17 protein-coding genes are annotated in these 18025 nt (G+C 74.6%); 15 read left to right on the plus strand and 2 right to left on the minus strand.

What is annotated here, in order from left to right:
- Positions 1-2: 2 nt before the first annotated feature.
- The 13 genes from QMF80_RS19015 (at position 3) to QMF80_RS19075 (ending at position 14436) form a co-directional block, all read left to right on the plus strand.
- Positions 3-1070, plus strand: a complete 1068-nt coding sequence (locus QMF80_RS19015; protein ID WP_283454840.1) for an AvrD family protein — start codon at positions 3-5, stop codon at positions 1068-1070.
- Between the two features lie 134 nt (positions 1071-1204).
- Positions 1205-1945 (plus strand): AAA family ATPase, encoded by a 741-nt coding sequence (locus QMF80_RS19020; RefSeq protein WP_283454842.1) that lies wholly within the window; start codon positions 1205-1207, stop codon positions 1943-1945.
- The gene (locus QMF80_RS19025) at positions 1942-3417 is read left to right on the plus strand and encodes an MFS transporter (protein ID WP_283454843.1); all 1476 of its coding nucleotides are present in this window, start codon (positions 1942-1944) and stop codon (positions 3415-3417) included. Before QMF80_RS19020 ends, QMF80_RS19025 begins: the two co-directional genes overlap by 4 nt.
- Before the next feature lies 1 nt (position 3418).
- The gene (locus tag QMF80_RS19030; protein ID WP_283454845.1) at positions 3419-3865 is read left to right on the plus strand and encodes an ester cyclase; all 447 of its coding nucleotides are present in this window, start codon (positions 3419-3421) and stop codon (positions 3863-3865) included.
- Positions 3862-4761 (plus strand): FAD binding domain-containing protein, encoded by a 900-nt coding sequence (locus QMF80_RS19035; RefSeq protein WP_283454847.1) that lies wholly within the window; start codon positions 3862-3864, stop codon positions 4759-4761. The genes QMF80_RS19030 and QMF80_RS19035 overlap by 4 nt, the downstream gene beginning before the upstream one ends.
- Positions 4758-5285 carry a (2Fe-2S)-binding protein gene (locus QMF80_RS19040; protein WP_283454849.1) on the plus strand — a complete coding sequence of 176 codons (528 nt, stop codon included), beginning with the start codon at positions 4758-4760 and terminating at the stop codon, positions 5283-5285. The genes QMF80_RS19035 and QMF80_RS19040 overlap by 4 nt, the downstream gene beginning before the upstream one ends.
- Positions 5282-7666 (plus strand): xanthine dehydrogenase family protein molybdopterin-binding subunit, encoded by a 2385-nt coding sequence (locus QMF80_RS19045; protein ID WP_283454851.1) that lies wholly within the window; start codon positions 5282-5284, stop codon positions 7664-7666. Before QMF80_RS19040 ends, QMF80_RS19045 begins: the two co-directional genes overlap by 4 nt.
- On the plus strand, positions 7663-8067 hold the full coding sequence (locus tag QMF80_RS19050) for an acyl carrier protein (protein WP_283454852.1): 405 nt from the start codon (positions 7663-7665) through the stop codon (positions 8065-8067). The genes QMF80_RS19045 and QMF80_RS19050 overlap by 4 nt, the downstream gene beginning before the upstream one ends.
- The gene (locus QMF80_RS19055; protein ID WP_283454853.1) at positions 8064-8834 is read left to right on the plus strand and encodes a 4'-phosphopantetheinyl transferase family protein; all 771 of its coding nucleotides are present in this window, start codon (positions 8064-8066) and stop codon (positions 8832-8834) included. The genes QMF80_RS19050 and QMF80_RS19055 overlap by 4 nt, the downstream gene beginning before the upstream one ends.
- A gap of 216 nt (positions 8835-9050) precedes the next feature.
- A complete protein-coding gene (locus QMF80_RS19060) occupies positions 9051-10247 on the plus strand; it encodes an IS701 family transposase (protein ID WP_283454854.1) in 1197 nt (398 codons plus the stop codon).
- 35 nt (positions 10248-10282) lie between these two features.
- Positions 10283-11404, plus strand: coding sequence for a ParB/RepB/Spo0J family partition protein (locus QMF80_RS19065; RefSeq protein ID WP_283454855.1), 1122 nt, complete (start codon positions 10283-10285; stop codon positions 11402-11404).
- 19 nt (positions 11405-11423) lie between these two features.
- A complete protein-coding gene (locus QMF80_RS19070; RefSeq protein ID WP_283454856.1) occupies positions 11424-13016 on the plus strand; it encodes an MFS transporter in 1593 nt (530 codons plus the stop codon).
- Positions 13017-13053: 37 nt separating this feature from the next.
- Complete coding sequence (locus QMF80_RS19075) at positions 13054-14436, plus strand: FAD-binding oxidoreductase (RefSeq protein WP_283454858.1); 1383 nt, start codon at positions 13054-13056, stop codon at positions 14434-14436.
- 69 nt (positions 14437-14505) lie between these two features.
- Here the strand turns inward: QMF80_RS19075 and QMF80_RS19080 are convergent, their stop codons facing one another.
- Both QMF80_RS19080 and QMF80_RS19085 read right to left on the minus strand, forming a co-directional pair.
- Positions 14506-14898, minus strand: coding sequence for a VOC family protein (locus tag QMF80_RS19080; protein ID WP_283454859.1), 393 nt, complete (start codon positions 14896-14898; stop codon positions 14506-14508).
- Entirely contained in the window at positions 14895-15629 is a 735-nt protein-coding gene (locus QMF80_RS19085; protein WP_283454861.1) for a class I SAM-dependent methyltransferase, read from the minus strand. The genes QMF80_RS19080 and QMF80_RS19085 overlap by 4 nt, the downstream gene beginning before the upstream one ends.
- A 304-nt stretch (positions 15630-15933) precedes the next feature.
- On the opposite strand from QMF80_RS19085, the gene QMF80_RS19090 reads away from it, so the two are divergent.
- Both QMF80_RS19090 and QMF80_RS19095 read left to right on the plus strand, forming a co-directional pair.
- The gene (locus QMF80_RS19090) at positions 15934-16758 is read left to right on the plus strand and encodes an SDR family NAD(P)-dependent oxidoreductase (protein ID WP_283454862.1); all 825 of its coding nucleotides are present in this window, start codon (positions 15934-15936) and stop codon (positions 16756-16758) included.
- Between the two features lie 60 nt (positions 16759-16818).
- Complete coding sequence (locus QMF80_RS19095) at positions 16819-18021, plus strand: acyl-CoA dehydrogenase family protein (protein WP_283454863.1); 1203 nt, start codon at positions 16819-16821, stop codon at positions 18019-18021.
- The last annotated feature ends 4 nt before the right edge of the window (positions 18022-18025 follow it).

An 18025-nucleotide genomic window follows, 5' to 3' on the forward strand; every position in this document is an offset into this window, starting at 1 on the left:
ACGTGTCCGCCGTCAAGCAGGCCGAAACCCCACAGAAGCTGTTCCTGAAGTCGGTAGACGACTATCTCGGACCGGGCGAGGGGCGCTTCTTCTCGCGAGGCTACCAGCGGGCCGAGTACCTGGTCCGTGACGTGGTCGCCACCCCGGTCACCGTCGAGCGGCCGGGCATCCGGGCCACCGTCGACGTCAGCTACCCCGCCGACTGGTCCCGCAAGAAGAACGGTACGGACCTGCGCCCCCACCTCAGCACGGTGGACGCGCTCGTCCTCGGCGTACAGCTCGCCGAACTGCACCTGGTCCACGCCTACGGGCTGAGCGGCGACGCCCGCAGCAGCATGCGGCTGCGCAAGGTCGTCCTGCGGGCCGGCGGCGCTCCGCAGGAGGACCTGCTGCGGATCCCCGCCTCCTCCCGGCTGATCCGCACCGACGACGTCCCCGGGGTTCCGGGGCGGCGGCTGTCCGTCCACGACGGCGCGGTCGGCGAGCTGCGGGTGCGCTGCGAGATCGAGCACGACGAGGGCGTACGGGCGCAGGCCGAGGGCTACTTCGGCAGCCTGGACGAGGGCCTCGGCGAAGGTGCGCGGCGTTTCTACGGCGACGGCTTCAAGCGGCGGCGCCACGTCATCCGTGACGTGGTGGTCGACATGGAGGAGCTGGCGGCCACGGCCGGGGTGCACTTCGTCCCCGGTCCGGCCGAGGGGCCCGAGGGGCCCGGCGCGCTGGGCGTCGACGCGGCCACCGAGCCGTCGGTCTCGCTCGTCGACGCCTTCGTCGTCAACCTCCAGCTGGTCCAGGTGCTCATGTACGAGCTGGACCGGGTGGACCGGGCCAGCAGCAACACGCTGTGGATGATGCAGACCGTCCTGACGGCGGCGGACACGGCCCTGCCGTTGCCGACCCGGGGGGACGAGGCGCAGGCCGCCGCCGCACGGCTGATCGCGAAGCGGGTCCTGCCGCTGCGCGGCGGGGTGTGGCGCAGCGTGGACATCGAGGCGAGCCTCGGCGGAGTCGGAGTGCGGGCCTCGTTCGCGCACGAGCTCCCGCCGCAGGCGGCGGCCTCGGCGGGCTGACCGGCCCGGTCCGGGGCATCGGGGCCTCCGCCCCCGCGGCCCCCCGCCCCCCTCGCCGGCGGGGCCGGAACTGCCCGCTGCAGTCCGGCCCCGCCCGGCGGGTCATCGAAACGAACATCACTAAGGAGACACCGATGCGGTTGTCCGTGTCCGGTACCTATTCCGCGGGGAAGACCTCCACGGCCACCGCCCTCGCCTCCTACACCGGTCTCGCCTTCGCTCCCGCCCGGGCCATCCGGGAGATACTGCCCGACGCCGTGCCCGGGAAGGCGCTCGCCGAGGTGACCCCCGCCGAGTACCTCCAGCTCGCCGTGCGCAGGCACGTCGGGCGGGTGCAGAACGAGGCCCGCCTCGGGGTGGGCGGCGCCGGATTCGTCTCGGACGGGTCCTCGCTCCAGGAGTGGATCTACGCGGCGGCCCGGGTCCGCTTCGGGATGGACCCCGCGGCCCCCGCCGCGACCGCTCCCGCCACCGCGGCCATGGGCTTCTTCGCCGAGGCCGTCGACCAGCTCGGGCACGCCATGCGCCAGCACGTGAAGGAGACCTACGACGGTTTCGTGCACCTGCGGGCCACGCCCGGGGCGGTCAAGCGGGGCGGGCACCGCCGGATGCACCCCGAGTTCCGCGCCTTCTGCGACGACATGCTGCTGCGAGCCCTGGAGGACCTGGACGTGACCTACCACGTGGTCGAGGGGCCCCGGCCCGAGCGGCTGGAGAAGATCGCCGACCTGTTCGGCCTGCCCGTCGTACGCCCCGCCGACGAGGCGATCGAGCTCGCGACCCGGGCGTACGAAACCATCGACTGGCGCCTCGAGGGTGAGCGCGCGCAGAGCGCCGCCTCCCTCGTCGCCGCGGCCGCCGGGGGGACCAAGTGAGCGCGCAGACCGCTGTCGAAACCCCGTACGCGCGGCGCTGGCTGATGCTGCCCGTCGTCCTGGCCGCCCTGTTCATGGCCCAGTTCGACCTGTACGTCGTCAATGTGGCCGCCCCCACGCTGGAGCGGCAGCTGGGCGCCGGACCGGTCGCCCTCGAACTCATCGTCGCCGGATACGCCTTCACCTACGCCAGCGGCCTGATCACCGGCGGCCGCCTCGGCGACATCCTCGGCTCCCGGGGCATGTTCCTCGGCGGGGCCCTCGCCTTCACCGTGGCCTCCCTGCTCTGCGGCATCGCCCAGAGCCCCGGCCAGCTCGTCACCGCCCGGCTGCTCCAGGGCGTGACCGGTGCGGCCATGGTGCCGCAGGTGCTCGCCCTGATCACCGGGGTGTTCAGCCCGGCCGAACGGCCGCGCGCACTGGCCTGGTTCGGGTTCACCGTCGGGGTCGGCGCGGTCGCCGGGCAGGTGCTCGGCGGGATGCTGCTCCAGGCGGGCTCCTCCGGCCTCGGCTGGCGGGCGATCTTCCTGGTCAACGTGCCCGCGGGGCTGCTGACCTTCCTGCTGGCGCGCAAGCTGATCCCCCGGCGGGCCGCCGGAGCCGCCAAGGGCGGCGGGCTCGACCCCATCGGGGCGATCGGGATCCCGGCCGGGCTCGCGCTGGCGCTCGTACCGATGATGCTCGGCGGCGCCAAGGGCTGGCCGCTGTGGACGTGGCTGTCGCTGGCCGCCGCCGTGCCCGTGCTCGCCGCGACCCTCGGGTGGGAGCGGAGCCTGGCCCGCCGGGGCGGGCGACCGCTGCTGGACCTCTCGCTCTTCCGGATCCGCTCCTTCCACCGCGGTCTGGTGGTCAGCGGGGCGGTCTTCGGGGCGTTCTTCAGCTTCATGTTCGCGCTGACCCTGGTCCTCCAGTCCGGGCTCGGGCTGAGCCCGCTGGCCGCCGGGTTCTCCTTCGCCCCGCTCGGTCTCGCCTTCGCCGGAGCCTCCATGGCCGCGCGCCGGATCCCGCCCGTGCGGGCCGCCCGTACGGTCCTCAGCGGCACCCTGATCGCCGCCGCCGGACTGGTCGTCCTGCTCGGCGAACTCACCTGGGCCGCCGACCGGATCAGCGCCCTGCGGCTGCTGCTCCCGATGATCCTGATCGGCCTCGGCAACGGACTGGCCGTGCCCGCCCTGACCGGAGCCGTGCTCACCGGAGTCGGTCCCGGCCAGGCCGGAGCCGCCGCCGGAGTGCTCACCACCGCCCAGCAGTTCGCGAGCGCGGCCGGGGTGGCCCTGCTCGGCTCGGTCTTCTTCACGGTGCTCGGCTCCGGGGAGGGACCCAGCGCGTACGCCATCGCACTGCGCTGGGTCGCCGGGATCGGACTGGTCCTGGTACTGATCGCCGCCGCCGCGAGCCGGGCCCTGCCCCGGCCGGAACAGCCGGCCGCGGAAGACAAGAAGAACCCGTCGAAGATCCTGGGGAAGGTGTGACATGCCGGGGACGGCCCTGACTGCGGAGGAGCGCAAGGCGAAGGCCGCGCAGCTCTTCGAACGGATCATCACGCACGGCGAGCTGGACCTCGCCGACGACCTCTTCCACGAGGACTTCACCTGGCCGCAGTTCGGCCTGCACGGCCCCGAGGGCGTCCGCACCTGGGTGCGGGCCTTCCGGACCAGCTTCCCCGACATGGTGGACACCGTCGTCGAGCAGTGGACGGAGGGCGACACCGTCATCTCCCGGGTGGAGTGCACCGCCACCCAGCTCGGCGCCTTCCGCGGGCTGCCGCCCAGCGGTCGCAAGGCGACCTTCGGGGCCCTGGGCATCGACCGGTTCCGCGGGGACAAGATCATCGAGCGGTCGGCGCACTTCGACCTGGCCGACCTGATGCGCAAGTACGGGCACACCGAGCTGAGCGTGCCCCCGCGGGACCGGCCGTGAAGCCCGCCCCGTTCGACTACGTCCGTCCCGCCAGCGCGGCCGAGGCCGTCTGGGCGCTGGCCGCGGCCCACGAGGCCGGGCGCGAGACCCGGGTGCTCGCGGGCGGCCAGTCCCTGGTGCCGCTGCTCAACCAGCGGCTCGTACGCCCCGACCTGATCGTCGACCTCGGCCGGGTGCCCTCCCTCAACGGCATCCAGAGCGGCCCCTGCGGCATCCGGATCGGCGCGCTGACCCCGCACGCGAGCGTCGAGCGCAGCACCGACCCGGTGCTGCACGGGCGCCTGCCGGTGCTGCCCGAGGCGGCCGCGCTGATCGGGCAGCTGCCGGTGCGGGTGCGCGGCACGGTCGGCGGGAGCCTCGCGCACGCCGACCCGGGCGCCGAGTGGTGCCTGCTCGCGGTGCTGCTGGGGGCCGAGCTGACCCTGCTGGGGCCGGACGGCACCCGGGTGGTGGGCGCCGACGCGTTCCTGCGGGGGCGCCACCGGACGGCCCTGCGGCCCGGGGAGATCCTGGTCGAGCTGCGCTTCCCGGCCGCCGAACCGGCCGCCGCGCTGGTCGAGTACGCCTCCTCACCCGGCCGTACCCCCGAGGTGGCCGCCGCCGCGGCCCTGGTCCTGGACGCCGACGGACGCGTCGCCGCCGCCCGGCTCGCCCTCGCGGGCCCGCTGGAACGCCCGGTGCGGATCCCGGCCGCCGAAGCCCTGCTGATCGGGACCCGTCCCGGCCCGGAGGCCTTCGCCGTGGCCGCCGCCAAGGCCGTCCGGATCACCGGCGCGGCCGGTGACCTGGGCACGCTGGCCGCCGTCCTGGTCCGCCGGGCGCTGGCCGAGTCCGCCGCGCGGGCGGCCGTACTGGCCCCGGTGCGCCGGCCCGCCCCGGAGCTGGTGCCGGTATGACCGCCGACGCCTTCACGGCCGCGCCCGTCGCGATACCGGTGAAGCTGACCGTGAACGGTGAGCCGCACGCCCTCGAGGTCGAGGCGCGGCGCAGTCTGGCCGACGTACTGCGCCGCGAGCTGCGGCTCACCGGCACCCAGGTGGGCTGCGAGACCGGGGTGTGCGGCTCCTGCACCGTGCTGCTGGACGACGAGCCGGTACGGGCCTGCGCGCTGCTCGCGGTACAGGCCGACGGGGGCTCCGTGGAGACCGTCGAGTCCCTGGCGCCGCTCGACGGCGAACTCGGGCCGCTGCAAAGGGCGTTCCGCGACAACTTCGCCCTCCAGTGCGGCTTCTGCACCCCCGGGTTCCTGATGCTCGCCACCGCAATGCTGCGCCGTGACCCGGAGCCCGGTCGGGCCGCCGTGCGCGGCTGCGTCTCGGCGAACCTGTGCCGCTGCACCGGCTACCAGCCCATCGTGGACGCGGTCTGCGCGGCCTCGGCGGCCGCTTCCGTCGCCGCCGCGCGCGGGGAGGCGTCATGAGCGCGGGCGTGACGGAGGCGACCGGCGTGACGGGCGCGGTGGGGCGGTCCGTGCCCCGGCTGGAGGACGACCGGCTGCTGCGCGGCCGGGGCCGCTTCCACGACGAGGTGGTGCGCCCGGGCCAGCTGTGGATGCGCGTCGTACGCTCCCCCCTCGCCCACGCCCGGATCCTCGGCGTGGACACCGCGCGGGCCGCCGCGCTGCCCGGGGTGGCCGCCGTCCTCACCGCCGGGGACCTGCCGCCCGGCCTGCGGATCCCGGTCCGTCAGCCGCACCCCGGACTGGACTTCACTCCCTACCTCCAGCCGCCGCTCGCCACCGGGCACGTCCGGTACGCGGGCGAGCCGGTGGCTGTCGTCCTCGCCGAGGACCCCTACCTCGCGGAGGACGCCGCCGAGCTGGTCCGCCTCGACCTGGCGGAGCTGACCCCGGCGCTGGACGCCCGTACGGCCGCGGCCGGACCCCCGTCGGAGTCCCTGCCCGGGGCGCCCCCGCCCCAGGTCGGCACCGTCGACTTCGGCTACGGCGACGTGGACGCCGCCTTCGCCGCCGCCGCCCACGTCGTCAGCGCCGACCTGCGCACCGGCAGGCACAGCGGCACCCCGCTGGAACCGCGCGGCCTGATCGCCGAACTCGACGACCGCGACGGACCCGGCGGCCGGATCACCATCTGGGGCGCCGCGAAGATCCCGCACATCAACCGGCGGGTGCTGGCCGGGCTCCTCGCCGTCCCCGAACACCGCATCCACATGCGGGAGACGGACGCGGGCGGCAGCTTCGGCATCCGCGGCGAGTTCTACCCCGAGGACTTCCTGGTCCCCTTCCTGTGCCTGCGCACCGGCCGCCCGGTGAAGTGGAGCGAGGACCGCGCCGAGCACATGAGCGCGGCCAACCACGCGCGCGAGCAGGAGCACCGCATCGAGCTGGCCTTGGACGAGGGCGGGCGGCTGCTGGGGCTGCGGGACGAGGCCTGGCTGGACAACGGCGCGTACATCCGCACCCACGGGGCGGTCGTGGCCGCGCTGACCGCGTCGATGATCTCGGGCGCCTACCGGGTGCCCGCGTGCCGCTCGCGCGTGCACATCGTCACCACCAACAAGACGCCCATCGGCACCTACCGGGCTCCCGGCCGCTTCCAGCACAACTTCGTGCGCGAACACGCCCTGGACCTGGCGGCCACCCGGCTCGGCCTGGACCCGGTGGAGCTGCGCCGGATCAACCTGCTGACCAGCGCCGAACTCCCGCACCAGCGGCCGATGCAGGTCTTCGGCTCGCCCATGGTCCTCGACGGCAAGGACCACCTGGAGCACTTCGACAAGGCGCTGCGGGACGTCGGTTACGAGCGCTGGCGGGCCGAGACCCGGGCCGCCCGGGCGGCGGGACGGCTGGTCGGCACCGGCTGCGCGGTGATCCTGGAGAAGGCCGGGCTCGGCTACGACAGCGCCGTCGTCGACATCGGGGTGACCGGCGCGGTCCGGGTCTCCATGGGCGGCGCCAACGTCGGCCAGGGCATCGAGACGGTGATGGCGCAGATCGCCGCCGACGAACTCGCCGTCCCGGTGGAGTCGGTGCGCGTGGTGCTCTCCGACACCGACGTCCTGCCGGACGGCGGCGGCACCTTCGGCAGCCGCTCCACGGTCGTGGGCGGCGAGGCGGTGCGCCGGGCGGCGGTCGCGGTCCGCGAGAAGGCCGCCCGGGTGGCGGCCGGGCTGCTGGACGTCCCGCCGGAGTCCGTGCGCCTGGTCGCGGGCGGCCTCGGCTCGCACTCCGGTCCTGGCGAGGTGGGCTGGGCGGCGCTCGCGGCGGCCTCCTTCACCCCGCGCTGGATCAGGACCGGCGAGGAGGTCGGCCTGATCGGCCGGGCGACGTACGCCGCGGACGGGATGACGTACCCCTACGGCGCCCACTTCGCGCAGGCGGAAGTCGACCCGGGGACCGGCGAGGTGCGGCTGCTGCGCTACGCCATGACCTACGAGATCGGGCGCGCCGTGCACCCCGAGGCGGTCCGCGGCCAGCTCATCGGCGGCGCCGTGCAGGGCATCGGCGGCGCGCTGTCGGAGGAGTTCCGCTACGACGCGCGCGGCAGGCCGCTCTCCCTGACCCTCGACGACTACGTGTGGCCGCGCGCCGCCTCGCTCCCCGAAATCCAGGTGGAGATCTACGAGGACGCCCCGGCGCCCGGCAACCCCCTCGGCCTGCGCGGCGCGGGCGAGGGCGGCACCGCGGGCAGCGGCGCCGCCGTCGCGGGCGCCGTACGCGACGCTCTGGGGCTGCCCGGCGATGTCGGCGCCCTCCCGCTGCACCCCGCGCGGGTGCGCTCCCTGATGTCCGTGCGCCACCCGGCGCACGACCCGAAGAGAAGGAAGAAGGAGGAGCTGTGACTACGAACCAAGCGGTTCTCGACTGGCTCAATACCGAACCGGACTGGGATGCCCCGGCCGGCCGGGACCCGATGGTCCCGGTCACCGACGGCCCGGTCTCCGCGGACGTGACCGCACCCTCGGCGGCCACGCTCGCATCGGTGACCGGAGCCGAGCGCATGGACATGGTCTTCGACTACGTGCGCCGGGAGGTCGCCCGTTCCGTGGGCGTCACCCCCGCCGCGCTGGACACCGAGCGGACGCTGGTCAGCGTCGGCGTCGGCTCCATGCTGGGACTGGAACTCCAGTACCGGCTGCGGTCCTCCCTGGGGGTCGCGCCGGAACTGACCGAGCTGCTCATGGCCAAGGACACGCACGCGCTGGCCGCGATGGTCGTCGCGCTGCTCGGGGCCGGCGGATGACCGCGAAGCTGGCGCCGCCGGCCGGCGCTGATGTCTGGCTGCTCAGGCAGCCGAAGCCGGATGACATCACCGGCGTGCTGGAGATGACGGAACTGGACGAGAACGAACTCCAGCGGGCCCGCGCCTGCCGCCGGCAGTCGGGCGGCTACCTGTACGCGGCGGCGCACATCGCGCTGCGCCGGGTACTCGCCACGTACGTGGGGGAACCGGCCGGGTCGCTGGAGTTCGGCCGCGGTCCCTGCCCGTGCTGCGACCAGCAGCACGGCCGGCCGATCCTCCTGCGACCCCAGTCCGAGCTGCACTTCTCGCTGTCGCACAGCAGCGGGATCGTGCTGATCGGGGTGGCGACCGTACCGATCGGGGTCGACGTCGAGAAGGTGCCGACGGCCGAGACGGCCCGGGTGTGCACGGCCGCGCTGCACGCGGACGAGCGCGCCGAGCTGGCGGAGGTCCCCGAGTGCGCGGGCACCTCGGCCTTCGGCCGTCTGTGGACCCGCAAGGAGGCCTACCTCAAGGGGCTGGGCACCGGCCTCGGCCGGGACCTGTCCCTGGACTACCTGGGGTGGGAGTCCGAACGGCACCCCAAGGGCTGGTCGGTCGTCGACGTCCCGGCGGGCCCCCGCCACACGGCGGCGGCGGCGATCGGCTACGACGGGGCCCCGGCGGGCCCGGTCACGCTGCGCTGGCTCCCGATAGAGAGCCTGTTCAGCGGCACCCGCGCCGACCTGACGGGCCGCGACTCGGTCCTCGCGGAGCTGGCCGCCTGACCGCGCCCCGCCTGCGGGCCGACCGTACGAGAGCCCCTCGCCCGGATCTTGAATCCGGACGGGGGGCTCTCTCTGCGGGTGGGCCGGGAGGCCCTCGCGGAAGTGACAAAGTCGTTTCGGGGGTGCAGCGGGGTCGCAAAACATAGAGAACACTCGCTATTCTTTATTTCGCTGGCCAACCGACCCGACCCGCCTCGCCGGAGGGAGCTGCCCGCCATGCCGACCGCCGACCTACTCGCCCGGCGTCTCTTCCACTGCTTGCCCCGCACCGATCAGCGCCGTTGGGCCGGTGCCTACCTGTCCGGGCTGCTGGGCACGCCCGGGAAGAAGTCCGTGCGGAACATGGCCCGCTCCACCGCCGCCCTCGGGGCCGCCTCGCAGTCGCTGCACCAGGTCGTCAACGCCAGTACCTGGGACTGGAACCCGGTCCGCCGGGAACTGGCCGCCTGGTGCGGGGAGCGGGCCGGGGTGCGCGCGCTGCGGATGGTGCCCGTGGTCATCCCCAAGCGCGGCCAGTGCTCCGCCGGAGTGCACCGCCGCTTCGACCCCGCGGGCGGCCGCACCCTCAGCTGCCAGCTCGCGCTCGGGCTGTTCCTCGTCACCGACCTGGGCAGCGTCCCGGTCGACTGGCGGCTGGTCCTGCCGGGCCGCTGGAGCGAGGACGACGAGCTGTGCGAGCGGGCCCGGATACCGGCAGCCGCCCGCTCCGCGGCCGCCGCCCTCCCCGGGCTCGGCCTCGACCAGGCCGCCGAGGCCGCCACCGCGTACGCCGCCGCCGCGGGCGTCCCCGTCGTCGCCGAGGCCGCCACCGAGGCCCCCGCCGACGCGGTCCGGCTCGTCGCCGGACTGGCCGCGCGGGGCCTCGGCTTCGCCGTCTCGGTACCGCCGGCCACGCCCGTACTCTGCGGCCCGCCCGGCGACCGCGCCCCGCACACCACCACCGTCGCCCGGCTCGCCGCCCGCCTCGGCCCCGCCGCCTCCCCCCTCGCGGGCGGCAGGCTGCGCCGGGCGCCCGCCCTCATCCGGGTCCCCGGTGTGGCCCGCCCGCTGGCGCTGCTCACCGAATGGGGCCCGGCCGTCCCGGAGCGGCCCACCGGGCACTGGATCGCCGACCCCGACGGCCGATCGCTGGCCGCCGCCCGGTTCTCCCTCTCGGCCGCCACCTCGCTGTCCCTGGCCACCTCGATGGAGGTGCTGGAGGACTGCGGGCTGCTCGACTTCGAGGGCCGCTCCTTCCCCGGCTGGCACCGCCACATGACCCTCGTCGCGGCCGCCGCCGCCCACCGGCTGCTCGGCGGCCCGCGCCCGGCGGCCACCCGGCCCTCCCTCCCCGGCCACGGCCCCGCCCACACCCATGCCCTCGCTCAAGCCCACGCCCATGTACCCGCACCCGCCCATGCGTTCAGCGGCTGACCGCGCTCCGCGAACCAAGGACTAGGAGTCGAAGAATGACCGTCGACACGGCGGCAGCCCCCTTCCGCGCGATCACGCTGCCCACCCTCACCGCCCTGCCCGCCGCCCTCACCGCCCTGCGCCCGGTCACCCTCCCCGCGCCCGCCGCGGTGCTGCAGACCGGCTGCGTCCCCGTGCACGCGCTGCTCGACGCGGAATCCCCCCGGCTCGCCGGGGTGGACCAGGACCACGTCCGCCTGCTGGCGGCCCTGGAGACCGAGCTCCCGCCGATCGTCGTCCACCGCGCCACCCTGCGCGTGGTCGACGGGATGCACCGGCTGCACGCGGCCCGGCTGCGCGGCCGGGAGTCCATCGCCGTGCGCTGGTTCGACGGCACGGAGCGCGAGGCCTTCCTGCTGGCGGTCGAGACGAACAACCGGCACGGGCTGCCGCTGACCCTCTCCGACCGCCGCGAGTCCGCCCGCCGCATCCTGCGCGCCTGGCCCGACTGGTCGGACCGCGCGGTCGCCGCGAAGGTCGGCCTGTCCGGCAAGACCGTCGGCGTCCTGCGCCGCACGGCCGCCGAGCAGGGCGAGACCGGCGCCCCCGGCGAACTGCCCGCCGCCCGGGTGGGCTGCGACGGCCGGGCCCGCCCGCTCAACGCCACCGAGGGCAGGCTGCGGGCCATGGACTACCTCGCGGTCCGCCCCGAGGCCTCGCTGCGCGAGATCGCCCGCTCCGCCGGGATATCGGTGGAGACCGCGCGCGACGTGCGCGACCGGCTCGGCCGCGGCGAGGGCCCCCTGCCCGGCAGCGGCACGGGCCTCCGTACGGGCGTACGCGTCCCCGCGCCGGACGCCGAGGGCGCCGCCCCCCGCCCGGGCCGGGCCGCCGACCGGGCCGCCGTCGACCTCCCCCTCGTCCTGGACTCCCTCAAGCGCGACCCCACCCTCAAGTACAGCGACGAGGGCCGCGCGATGATCCGCTGGCTGGAGGCCCGGATGATCCGCGAGGGCGAGAGCGGAGTGGTGCTGCGCGCCCCCGACCACCAGGCCCCGAAGATCGCCGCCATGGCCCGCGCCTGCGCCGCCCACTGGGACGAGATAGCCACCGAACTGGAACACCGGGGCGCCGGAGCGAGTGCCGGCGCGCACCGAACCGGGCCGGACCACCGCTGAGAGAAGATGAGTTGACCCGATGACGACCCCCGCGGCCACCCCCGCGACCGCCACTGCCGCGAAGAATCCGTGGGCCGCGCTGGCGGCGCTCTGTGTCGGCTTCTTCCTGATCATGATGGACACGACGATCGTGACCGTCGCGATCCCCGGCATCATGAGCGGCCTGAACGCCGACCTCAACCAGATCACCTGGGTGCACAGCGTCTACCTGCTCACCTACGCCGTCCCGCTGCTGGTCGCCGGACGCCTCGGCGACCGCTTCGGCCGCAAGCCCGTCTTCCTCGCCGGCATGGCCGCCTTCACCGCCGCCTCCTTGTGGTGCGGGCTCTCCGGCAGCGCGGGCATGCTGATGACCGCCCGCGCCGTCCAGGGCGTCGGGGCCGCGCTGATGGCCCCGCAGACCATGGCCTTCGTGACCACCCTCTTCCCCGCCAACCGGCGCGGCGCGGCCCTCGGCGTCTGGGGGGCCGTCGCGGGTCTGGCCACCACCGTCGGGCCGCTGCTCGGCGGGTTCCTGGTCGGCTCGGCGGGCTGGCAGTGGATCTTCCTGGTCAACGTGCCGATCGGTATCGCGGGACTCGTCATGACCGTCAAGCTGGTGCCCGGGGGCCAGCCCCGCAACCACCGTCGCTTCGACCTCCTGGGCACCCTGCTCTCCGGACTCGGCCTGTTCGCCGTGGTGTTCGGCCTGCAGAACGGCCAGCACTACGACTGGGGCACCGTCGCGGGACCCGTCACCGTGCCCGTGGTCATCGGCTCGGGCGTGGTGCTGCTCGTGGCGTTCGTCCTGTGGCAGCGCTTCAACCCGCGCGAGCCGCTGATGCCGCTGGAGCTCTTCCGGCGCCGCCACTTCTCCAGCGCGGCGTTCGCCGCGGCCGCCATCGGCTTCGCCGTGACCGGGCTCTACCTCCCCCTCACCCTCTACATGCAGGCCGTCATGGAACTCTCCCCGCAGCAGGCCGGCCTGCTCATGGTCCCCGTCGCCGTCTCCAGCGGCCTGGCCGGACCGCTGGCCGGGACCCTCTCCGACCGGGTGCCCGGCAAGTGGGTGGTCCTCGCGGGCTTCCTGATCTTCGCGGCGGGCCTCGGCATGATCGTCCTCGCGATGCGCCCGGACGGCGGGGTCTGGCAGCTCGCGGGCGCCCTGTTCTTCGCCGGGACCGGCACCGGGGCCGCCTTCGCGCCCATGGCCAATGTGGCCACCGGCTCACTGCCCGTCGCCGACATCGGCGCGGGCGCCGGGATGTACAACTCGATCCGCCAGGTCGGCTGCGTCATCGGCGCCGCCGCCGTCGGCGTGCTGATGCAGGCGCAGCTGTCCTCCCGGCTCGCCACCGAGACCCTCGCCGAGAACGCCACGGCCGCCGAACGCCACGCGTTCCACGCCGGGTTGGCCGAGGCCGCGGGGACGACCCTGATGCTGCCGGTCGCCGTTCTGCTCGTGGGCGCGCTCGCGTGTCTGCTGATGCCGTCCGGGAGGAGCGCCGATATGGCGGAGCCCGGCCAGAAGCCCGGCCAGAAGCCCGGTCCGGATTCCGCTCCGGAATCCGGACCGAAGTCCGCTCCGGAGCCCGCGAATTTCCCGGATCCCGATCTGCAACAGGTCGGCTGAACGACCGCATTGCGTGCCATCGAAAGGAATGCTCCTGATGTCCCATGACACCACCCCCATTGATTTCACCCCCCTCGCGGATTCGGTGACCGGACCGGTCTTCACCCCCGGACAGGAGGGTTACGAGGAGGAACTCACCGGATTCCAGACCGGATACCGGCACAGCCCCGCCGCCGTCCTGGGCGCCGCGAACGCCGAGGACGTCCGCGCCGCGGTCGCCTTCGCCGCCGAGCGCGGCCTCGCGGTCGCCGTCCAGGCCACCGGCCACGGCGTCACCGTCCTCGACCGGGGCGGCCTGGTGATCAGTACCCGGCGGCTGACCGGCATCACCGTCGACCCACAGGCCCGTACCGCCCGGATCGGGGCGGGCGCCCGCTGGGAGCAGGTCGTCGAGCTGACCGCCCCGCACGGGCTGGCCCCGCTCAGCGGCTCCGCCGGGCACGTCGGCGTGGTCGGCTACACCCTGGCGGGCGGACTGGGCCTGCTGGCCCGGGAGTTCGGTTACGCCGCCGACCTGGTCGAGGCCGTCGAGGTGGTCACCGCCGACGGTCAGGCCCGCCGGGTCACCGCCGACAGCGACCCCGACCTCTTCTGGGCGCTGCGCGGCGGCCGCGACAACTTCGGCATCGTCACCGCCCTGGAGATCTCGCTGCTGCCGGTCGCCACCGTCTACGGCGGCGGGATGTACTTCGACGCCGCGCAGGCCGAGCAGGTCCTCGCGCACTTCCGCAGCTGGACCGCGACCGCCCCCGAGAGCGTCACCGCCTCCCTCGGCATGATCGAGTACCCGCCGATCCGGGTGTTCCCGGAGCCGCTGCGCGGCCGCCACGTCGTGCACATCCGCTTCGCCACCACCGACCTCGCGGGGGGACCCGAACTGGTGCGGCCCTGGCGGGAGTTCGGCGCCGAGATCATCCACGAGCACCTGGGTGAACTGGCCTACCCCGAGGTCGGCTCCATCTACGCCGAGCCCACCTTCTCGCACGCCTACGACGGCAACAGCGTCCTGCTGCGCGAGCTGACCCCGGAGGTGCTGGACGCCGTACGCACCCTGGCGGGCCCCGGGTCGCCGGTGGACTGCATCGTCGACCTGCGCCACCTCGGCGGCGCCCTGGCGCGGCAGCCCGAGGTCCCCAACTCGGTGCCGTTCCGCGAGGCCGCCTACATCCTGCGCGTCCTGTCGGGCTCGGACGAGGCCCCCCTGGACGAGATCCGCGCCGCGCACGCCGCCCTGGACGAGGCGGTGAAGCCCTGGACCCTGGGGCGTTCGCTGAACTTCGTCTACGGGGAGCGCACCGCCGACGCCTACGCGGGGGAGCTGTACGACCCCGCGACCCGGGCCCGGCTGGCCAAGCTCAAGGGCGTCTACGACCCTGGCAACCTGTTCCGCACCAACTTGAACATCGAGCCCGCCGCGTAGTACCCGGCGGACACGACTGCGTCCCGGGACCGGCGATCCGGTCCCGGGACGCAGTCGTGTCCGCGCGCCCTACGCGGCGGGGGAGCCCAGCCCCACCCGGTTGCCCGCCGGGTCGCGGACGTAGGCGACCCGCTCGCCCCAGGGCGTGTTCTCCGGCTCCTGGACCACCGGGGCGCCCGCCGCCCGCAGGGCGTCCACCACGGCGTCCACGGCGTCCACGAACACGAACAGGTCGACCCCGCCGGCCGGCCGGTCGGCCGCCCTGTCGTCCCGGCTCACCGCCAGCTCCGTCTCGTCCCGGCGCAGCGCGACGAAGTCCGGCTCGCCCTTCGCGGGGTGGCGGTGCCCGGCCTGGAAGCCCAGCCGCTCGTAGAAGGCGGCGGTGGCCCCCACCCGGCGGGCGCGCAGCACCGGAAAGGCGCGCCGCACCGGGGCGGGGGCGCCCGGGTGGACCGCGCTCATGCCGCCGCTCCGGCCCCGGCCCCCGCCTCGCCGCCGTCGGCGCGGTCGGCGAACAGCTTCCACACCGGCAACCGGGTGCGGCCCTTGGCGTCCAGCTCGGGGCGCCTGCCGGTGCGCTCGAAGAACTTCTCCATGCCGGCCGCGACCCCCGCGTACTCGGACAGCTCCAGCGAGGTGATCGTCCAGCCCGCCGCGGTCAGCGTGGAGCGCAGCTCCTCCTCCGACACCGACAGCGGCGCGGGCATCCCGCCCGGCACGTCGGCGAAGCACAGCACGCTCAGCCGCGCCCCGGGCCGGGTGACCCGGTGCAGGGCCGCCGCGTACAGGGGGCGGGCGGCGGCCGGGAGGGTGTGGAAGAGGGCGCTGTCGAGCACGGCGTCGAAGCGGCCCTCGTAGCCGGCCAGGGAGGTCGCGTCGGCGACGGCGAACTCGATGTCGAGGTCCCCGGCCCGCGCGCGGGCCTGCTCGATGGCGGCGGAGGCCGCGTCGACGGCGGTCACCTCGTAGCCGCGGCCCGCCAGGAAGACGGCGTTGTCGCCCGGGCCGCAGCCGACGTCCAGGACCGCACCGGAGAACCGGCCGAGGCCCTCCAGCGCGACCACGTCGGGCTGGGCCTCGCCGATGTCCCACGGGACGACCTTGATGGCGGCCCCTTCGAGCAGCTCGCCGCCCGTGTAGACGGCGTTGAAGTCGGCGGCGGCGTAGTCGTACGTCTGTTCCGTGGCGCTCACGCGAATCTCCTTGCGGTGAATTCGATCTCGATCCTCGAGGGCTGTCCCGAAATCCCCGGTGGGCGCGCGGCGGCGGCTGCGGCGCCTCGCCGCGGGACAGTCCTCGGGATGCGGAATTCCCGTCAGTATCTCCCGCCAACTCCCTTGTCCGATACGGCTATTGATGTCCACGGGCGACCCGCGCTGTGTCCGTCCGAGGAAATTCCGCACTTGGACGGGGTGTCCGAATTCCCTTCGTGGACACGTCCGCCGTACGTCGGGATGAATGGACCCCCAAGCCTCCCCGACGGGTTAAGGAGCCGCAGTGACTGCCGCAGTGACTGGCAAGGTCTGGTTCATCACCGGCACGTCCCGGGGCTTCGGCCGGGTCTGGGCCGAGGCGGCCCTCGAACGGGGCGACCGCGTCGCCGCCACCGCCCGCGACCTCGCCTCCCTCGCCCCCCTCGTCGAGGCGTACGGGGACGCGGTGCTGCCCCTCCAGCTCGACATCCGGGACCGGGACGCGGCCTTCGCCGCCGTCGGAGCCGCCCACGCCCGCTTCGGACGCATCGACGTCGTCGTGAACAACGCGGGCTACGGGCTCTTCGGCGCCGTCGAGGACGTCACCGAGGAGCAGGCCCGCGCCCAGCTGGACACCAACCTCTTCGGGACGCTGTGGGTGACCCAGGCCGTCCTGCCGGTCCTGCGGGCCCAGGGCAGCGGCCACATCCTCCAGATGTCCAGCATCGCCGGACTGGCGTCCTGGCCGATGCTCGGTCTCTACCACGCCTCCAAGTGGGCGATCGAGGGCCTGACCGACTCCCTCGCCCAGGAGGTGGGGCGCTTCGGCATCCACGTCACCCTGGTCGAGCCGGGCCCGTACACGACGGACTGGCGCGGGAGTTCGGCCGTGTGGGCCGATCCCTCCGAGGCCTACGCCGACGTCGCGAAGGCCCCGTCGGCGGGCTCCGCCCCCGGCGACCCGGCCGCCACCGCGGGCCCGGTGCTGGAGCTGGTCGACCACCCGGACCCGCCGCTGCGGGTGCTGCTGGGGGCGACCGTACTGGACACGATCACCACCGCGTACGAGGAGCGGCTCGCCGGGTGGAAGCAGTGGGACACCCTCGCCCGCGCCGCCCAGGGCAACTGAACTCCGCCGCCCCACCGCACCTGACGGACCCCGACCGACCCCGCTGAAGGGAAGAAGACCGTGCAGAGTGAAGCCGTGAACGGCGTGGCCCCGGGCCGCGAGGAGCTGGTGGCCCGCGCCGCGGCACTGCGCGCGGACCTGTGGGAGGACGCGCCGCAGAGCGACAGCGCGCGGCGGCTGACCGGTCGGAGCATCGACGCGATCACCGGCGCGGGCCTGATGCGGCTGATGACCCCGCGCCGCCTGGGCGGTTACGAGGCCGACATCCGCACCCTGCTGGAGGTCGCGAGCGAGGTGGGCCGCGGCTGCGGTTCGGCCGCCTGGATCACCGGAGTGCTGAACGCGGGCAACTTCGTCGCCTCCCTCTTCCCGCGCCAGGTGCAGGACGAGGTGTGGAGCCTGAACGCGGACGCCCGTACCGCCCTGGTGCTCGGGATGCCGGCCCGGGGGATCGAGCGCGCCGACGGCGGGGTGCTGGTCACCGGCGAGTGGGCCTACGTCTCGGGATCCCTGCACGCCGACTGGGTGGGGGTGCTGATCGCGGTACCGGTGGAGGGCGCCGACCCGGTGGTCCACTTCGCCCTGATGCGGGCCGACGAGGTCCAGATCAAGGACACCTGGCACTTCGCCGGGATGCGCGGCACCGGCAGCAACACGGTCGTGGCCGCGGGGGTCTTCGTACCCGAACGCCGCCTGCTGCCCTACCTGCCGCTGCTCAACGGCGAGACGGACGGGCTGGTCGACCCGGCCAACCGCTACCGCAACAGCCTGGTCGGGCTCTTCTCCATCGGCCTGCTGGGCTCCCTGCTCGGCGGGGCCACCGCCGCCTTCGACTTCGTCCGCGAACAGGCCCCCAAGCGGCCCGCCGCGGGCTCCCGGTACCCCAACCAGGCGGAGTCCCCCTCGCTCCAGCTGGACCTCGCCGAGGCCGCCACGAAGATCGAGACGGCGAAGCTGCTGGCCGCGAAGATCGCCGACACGGCCGACGAGGCCGCCTCCGCCGGACGGTTCCCGGACGTCCTGACCCGGGCCGCCGCCCGCCAGTACTCCACCCAGGTCGCCCAGTTGTGCCGGGAGGCCGTGGACATCCTGATGACGGCCTACGGCTCCTCCGCCTTCAACGAGTCCAACCCGCTCCAGCGGATCTGGCGGGACGTGAACGTCGGCAGCCGCCACGCGGGCTTCGGCATGGGCATCCCGCAGCAGCTCTACGGCCGGGCCCTGGTCGGCCGCGACCCGCGCGAGATCAGCCTGCTGGTCTGACGTC

This window comes from Streptomyces sp. G-G2 (assembly GCF_030063135.1).
GTDB lineage: Bacteria > Actinomycetota > Actinomycetes > Streptomycetales > Streptomycetaceae > Streptomyces.

Excerpts from the sequence above, each read along its gene's own strand:
- QMF80_RS19020 (WP_283454842.1), top strand. The coding sequence starts at position 1,205 with ATGCGGTTGTCCGTGTCCGGTACCTATTCCGCGGGGAAGACCTCCACG.
- QMF80_RS19030 (WP_283454845.1), top strand. The coding sequence starts at position 3,419 with ATGCCGGGGACGGCCCTGACTGCGGAGGAGCGCAAGGCGAAGGCCGCG.
- QMF80_RS19040 (WP_283454849.1), top strand. The coding sequence starts at position 4,758 with ATGACCGCCGACGCCTTCACGGCCGCGCCCGTCGCGATACCGGTGAAG.
- QMF80_RS19045 (WP_283454851.1), top strand. The coding sequence starts at position 5,282 with ATGAGCGCGGGCGTGACGGAGGCGACCGGCGTGACGGGCGCGGTGGGG.
- QMF80_RS19055 (WP_283454853.1), top strand. The coding sequence starts at position 8,064 with ATGACCGCGAAGCTGGCGCCGCCGGCCGGCGCTGATGTCTGGCTGCTC.
- QMF80_RS19060 (WP_283454854.1), top strand. The coding sequence starts at position 9,051 with ATGCCGACCGCCGACCTACTCGCCCGGCGTCTCTTCCACTGCTTGCCC.
- QMF80_RS19065 (WP_283454855.1), top strand. The coding sequence starts at position 10,283 with ATGACCGTCGACACGGCGGCAGCCCCCTTCCGCGCGATCACGCTGCCC.
- QMF80_RS19070 (WP_283454856.1), top strand. The coding sequence starts at position 11,424 with ATGACGACCCCCGCGGCCACCCCCGCGACCGCCACTGCCGCGAAGAAT.
- QMF80_RS19075 (WP_283454858.1), top strand. The coding sequence starts at position 13,054 with ATGTCCCATGACACCACCCCCATTGATTTCACCCCCCTCGCGGATTCG.
- QMF80_RS19080 (WP_283454859.1), bottom strand. The coding sequence starts at position 14,898 with ATGAGCGCGGTCCACCCGGGCGCCCCCGCCCCGGTGCGGCGCGCCTTT.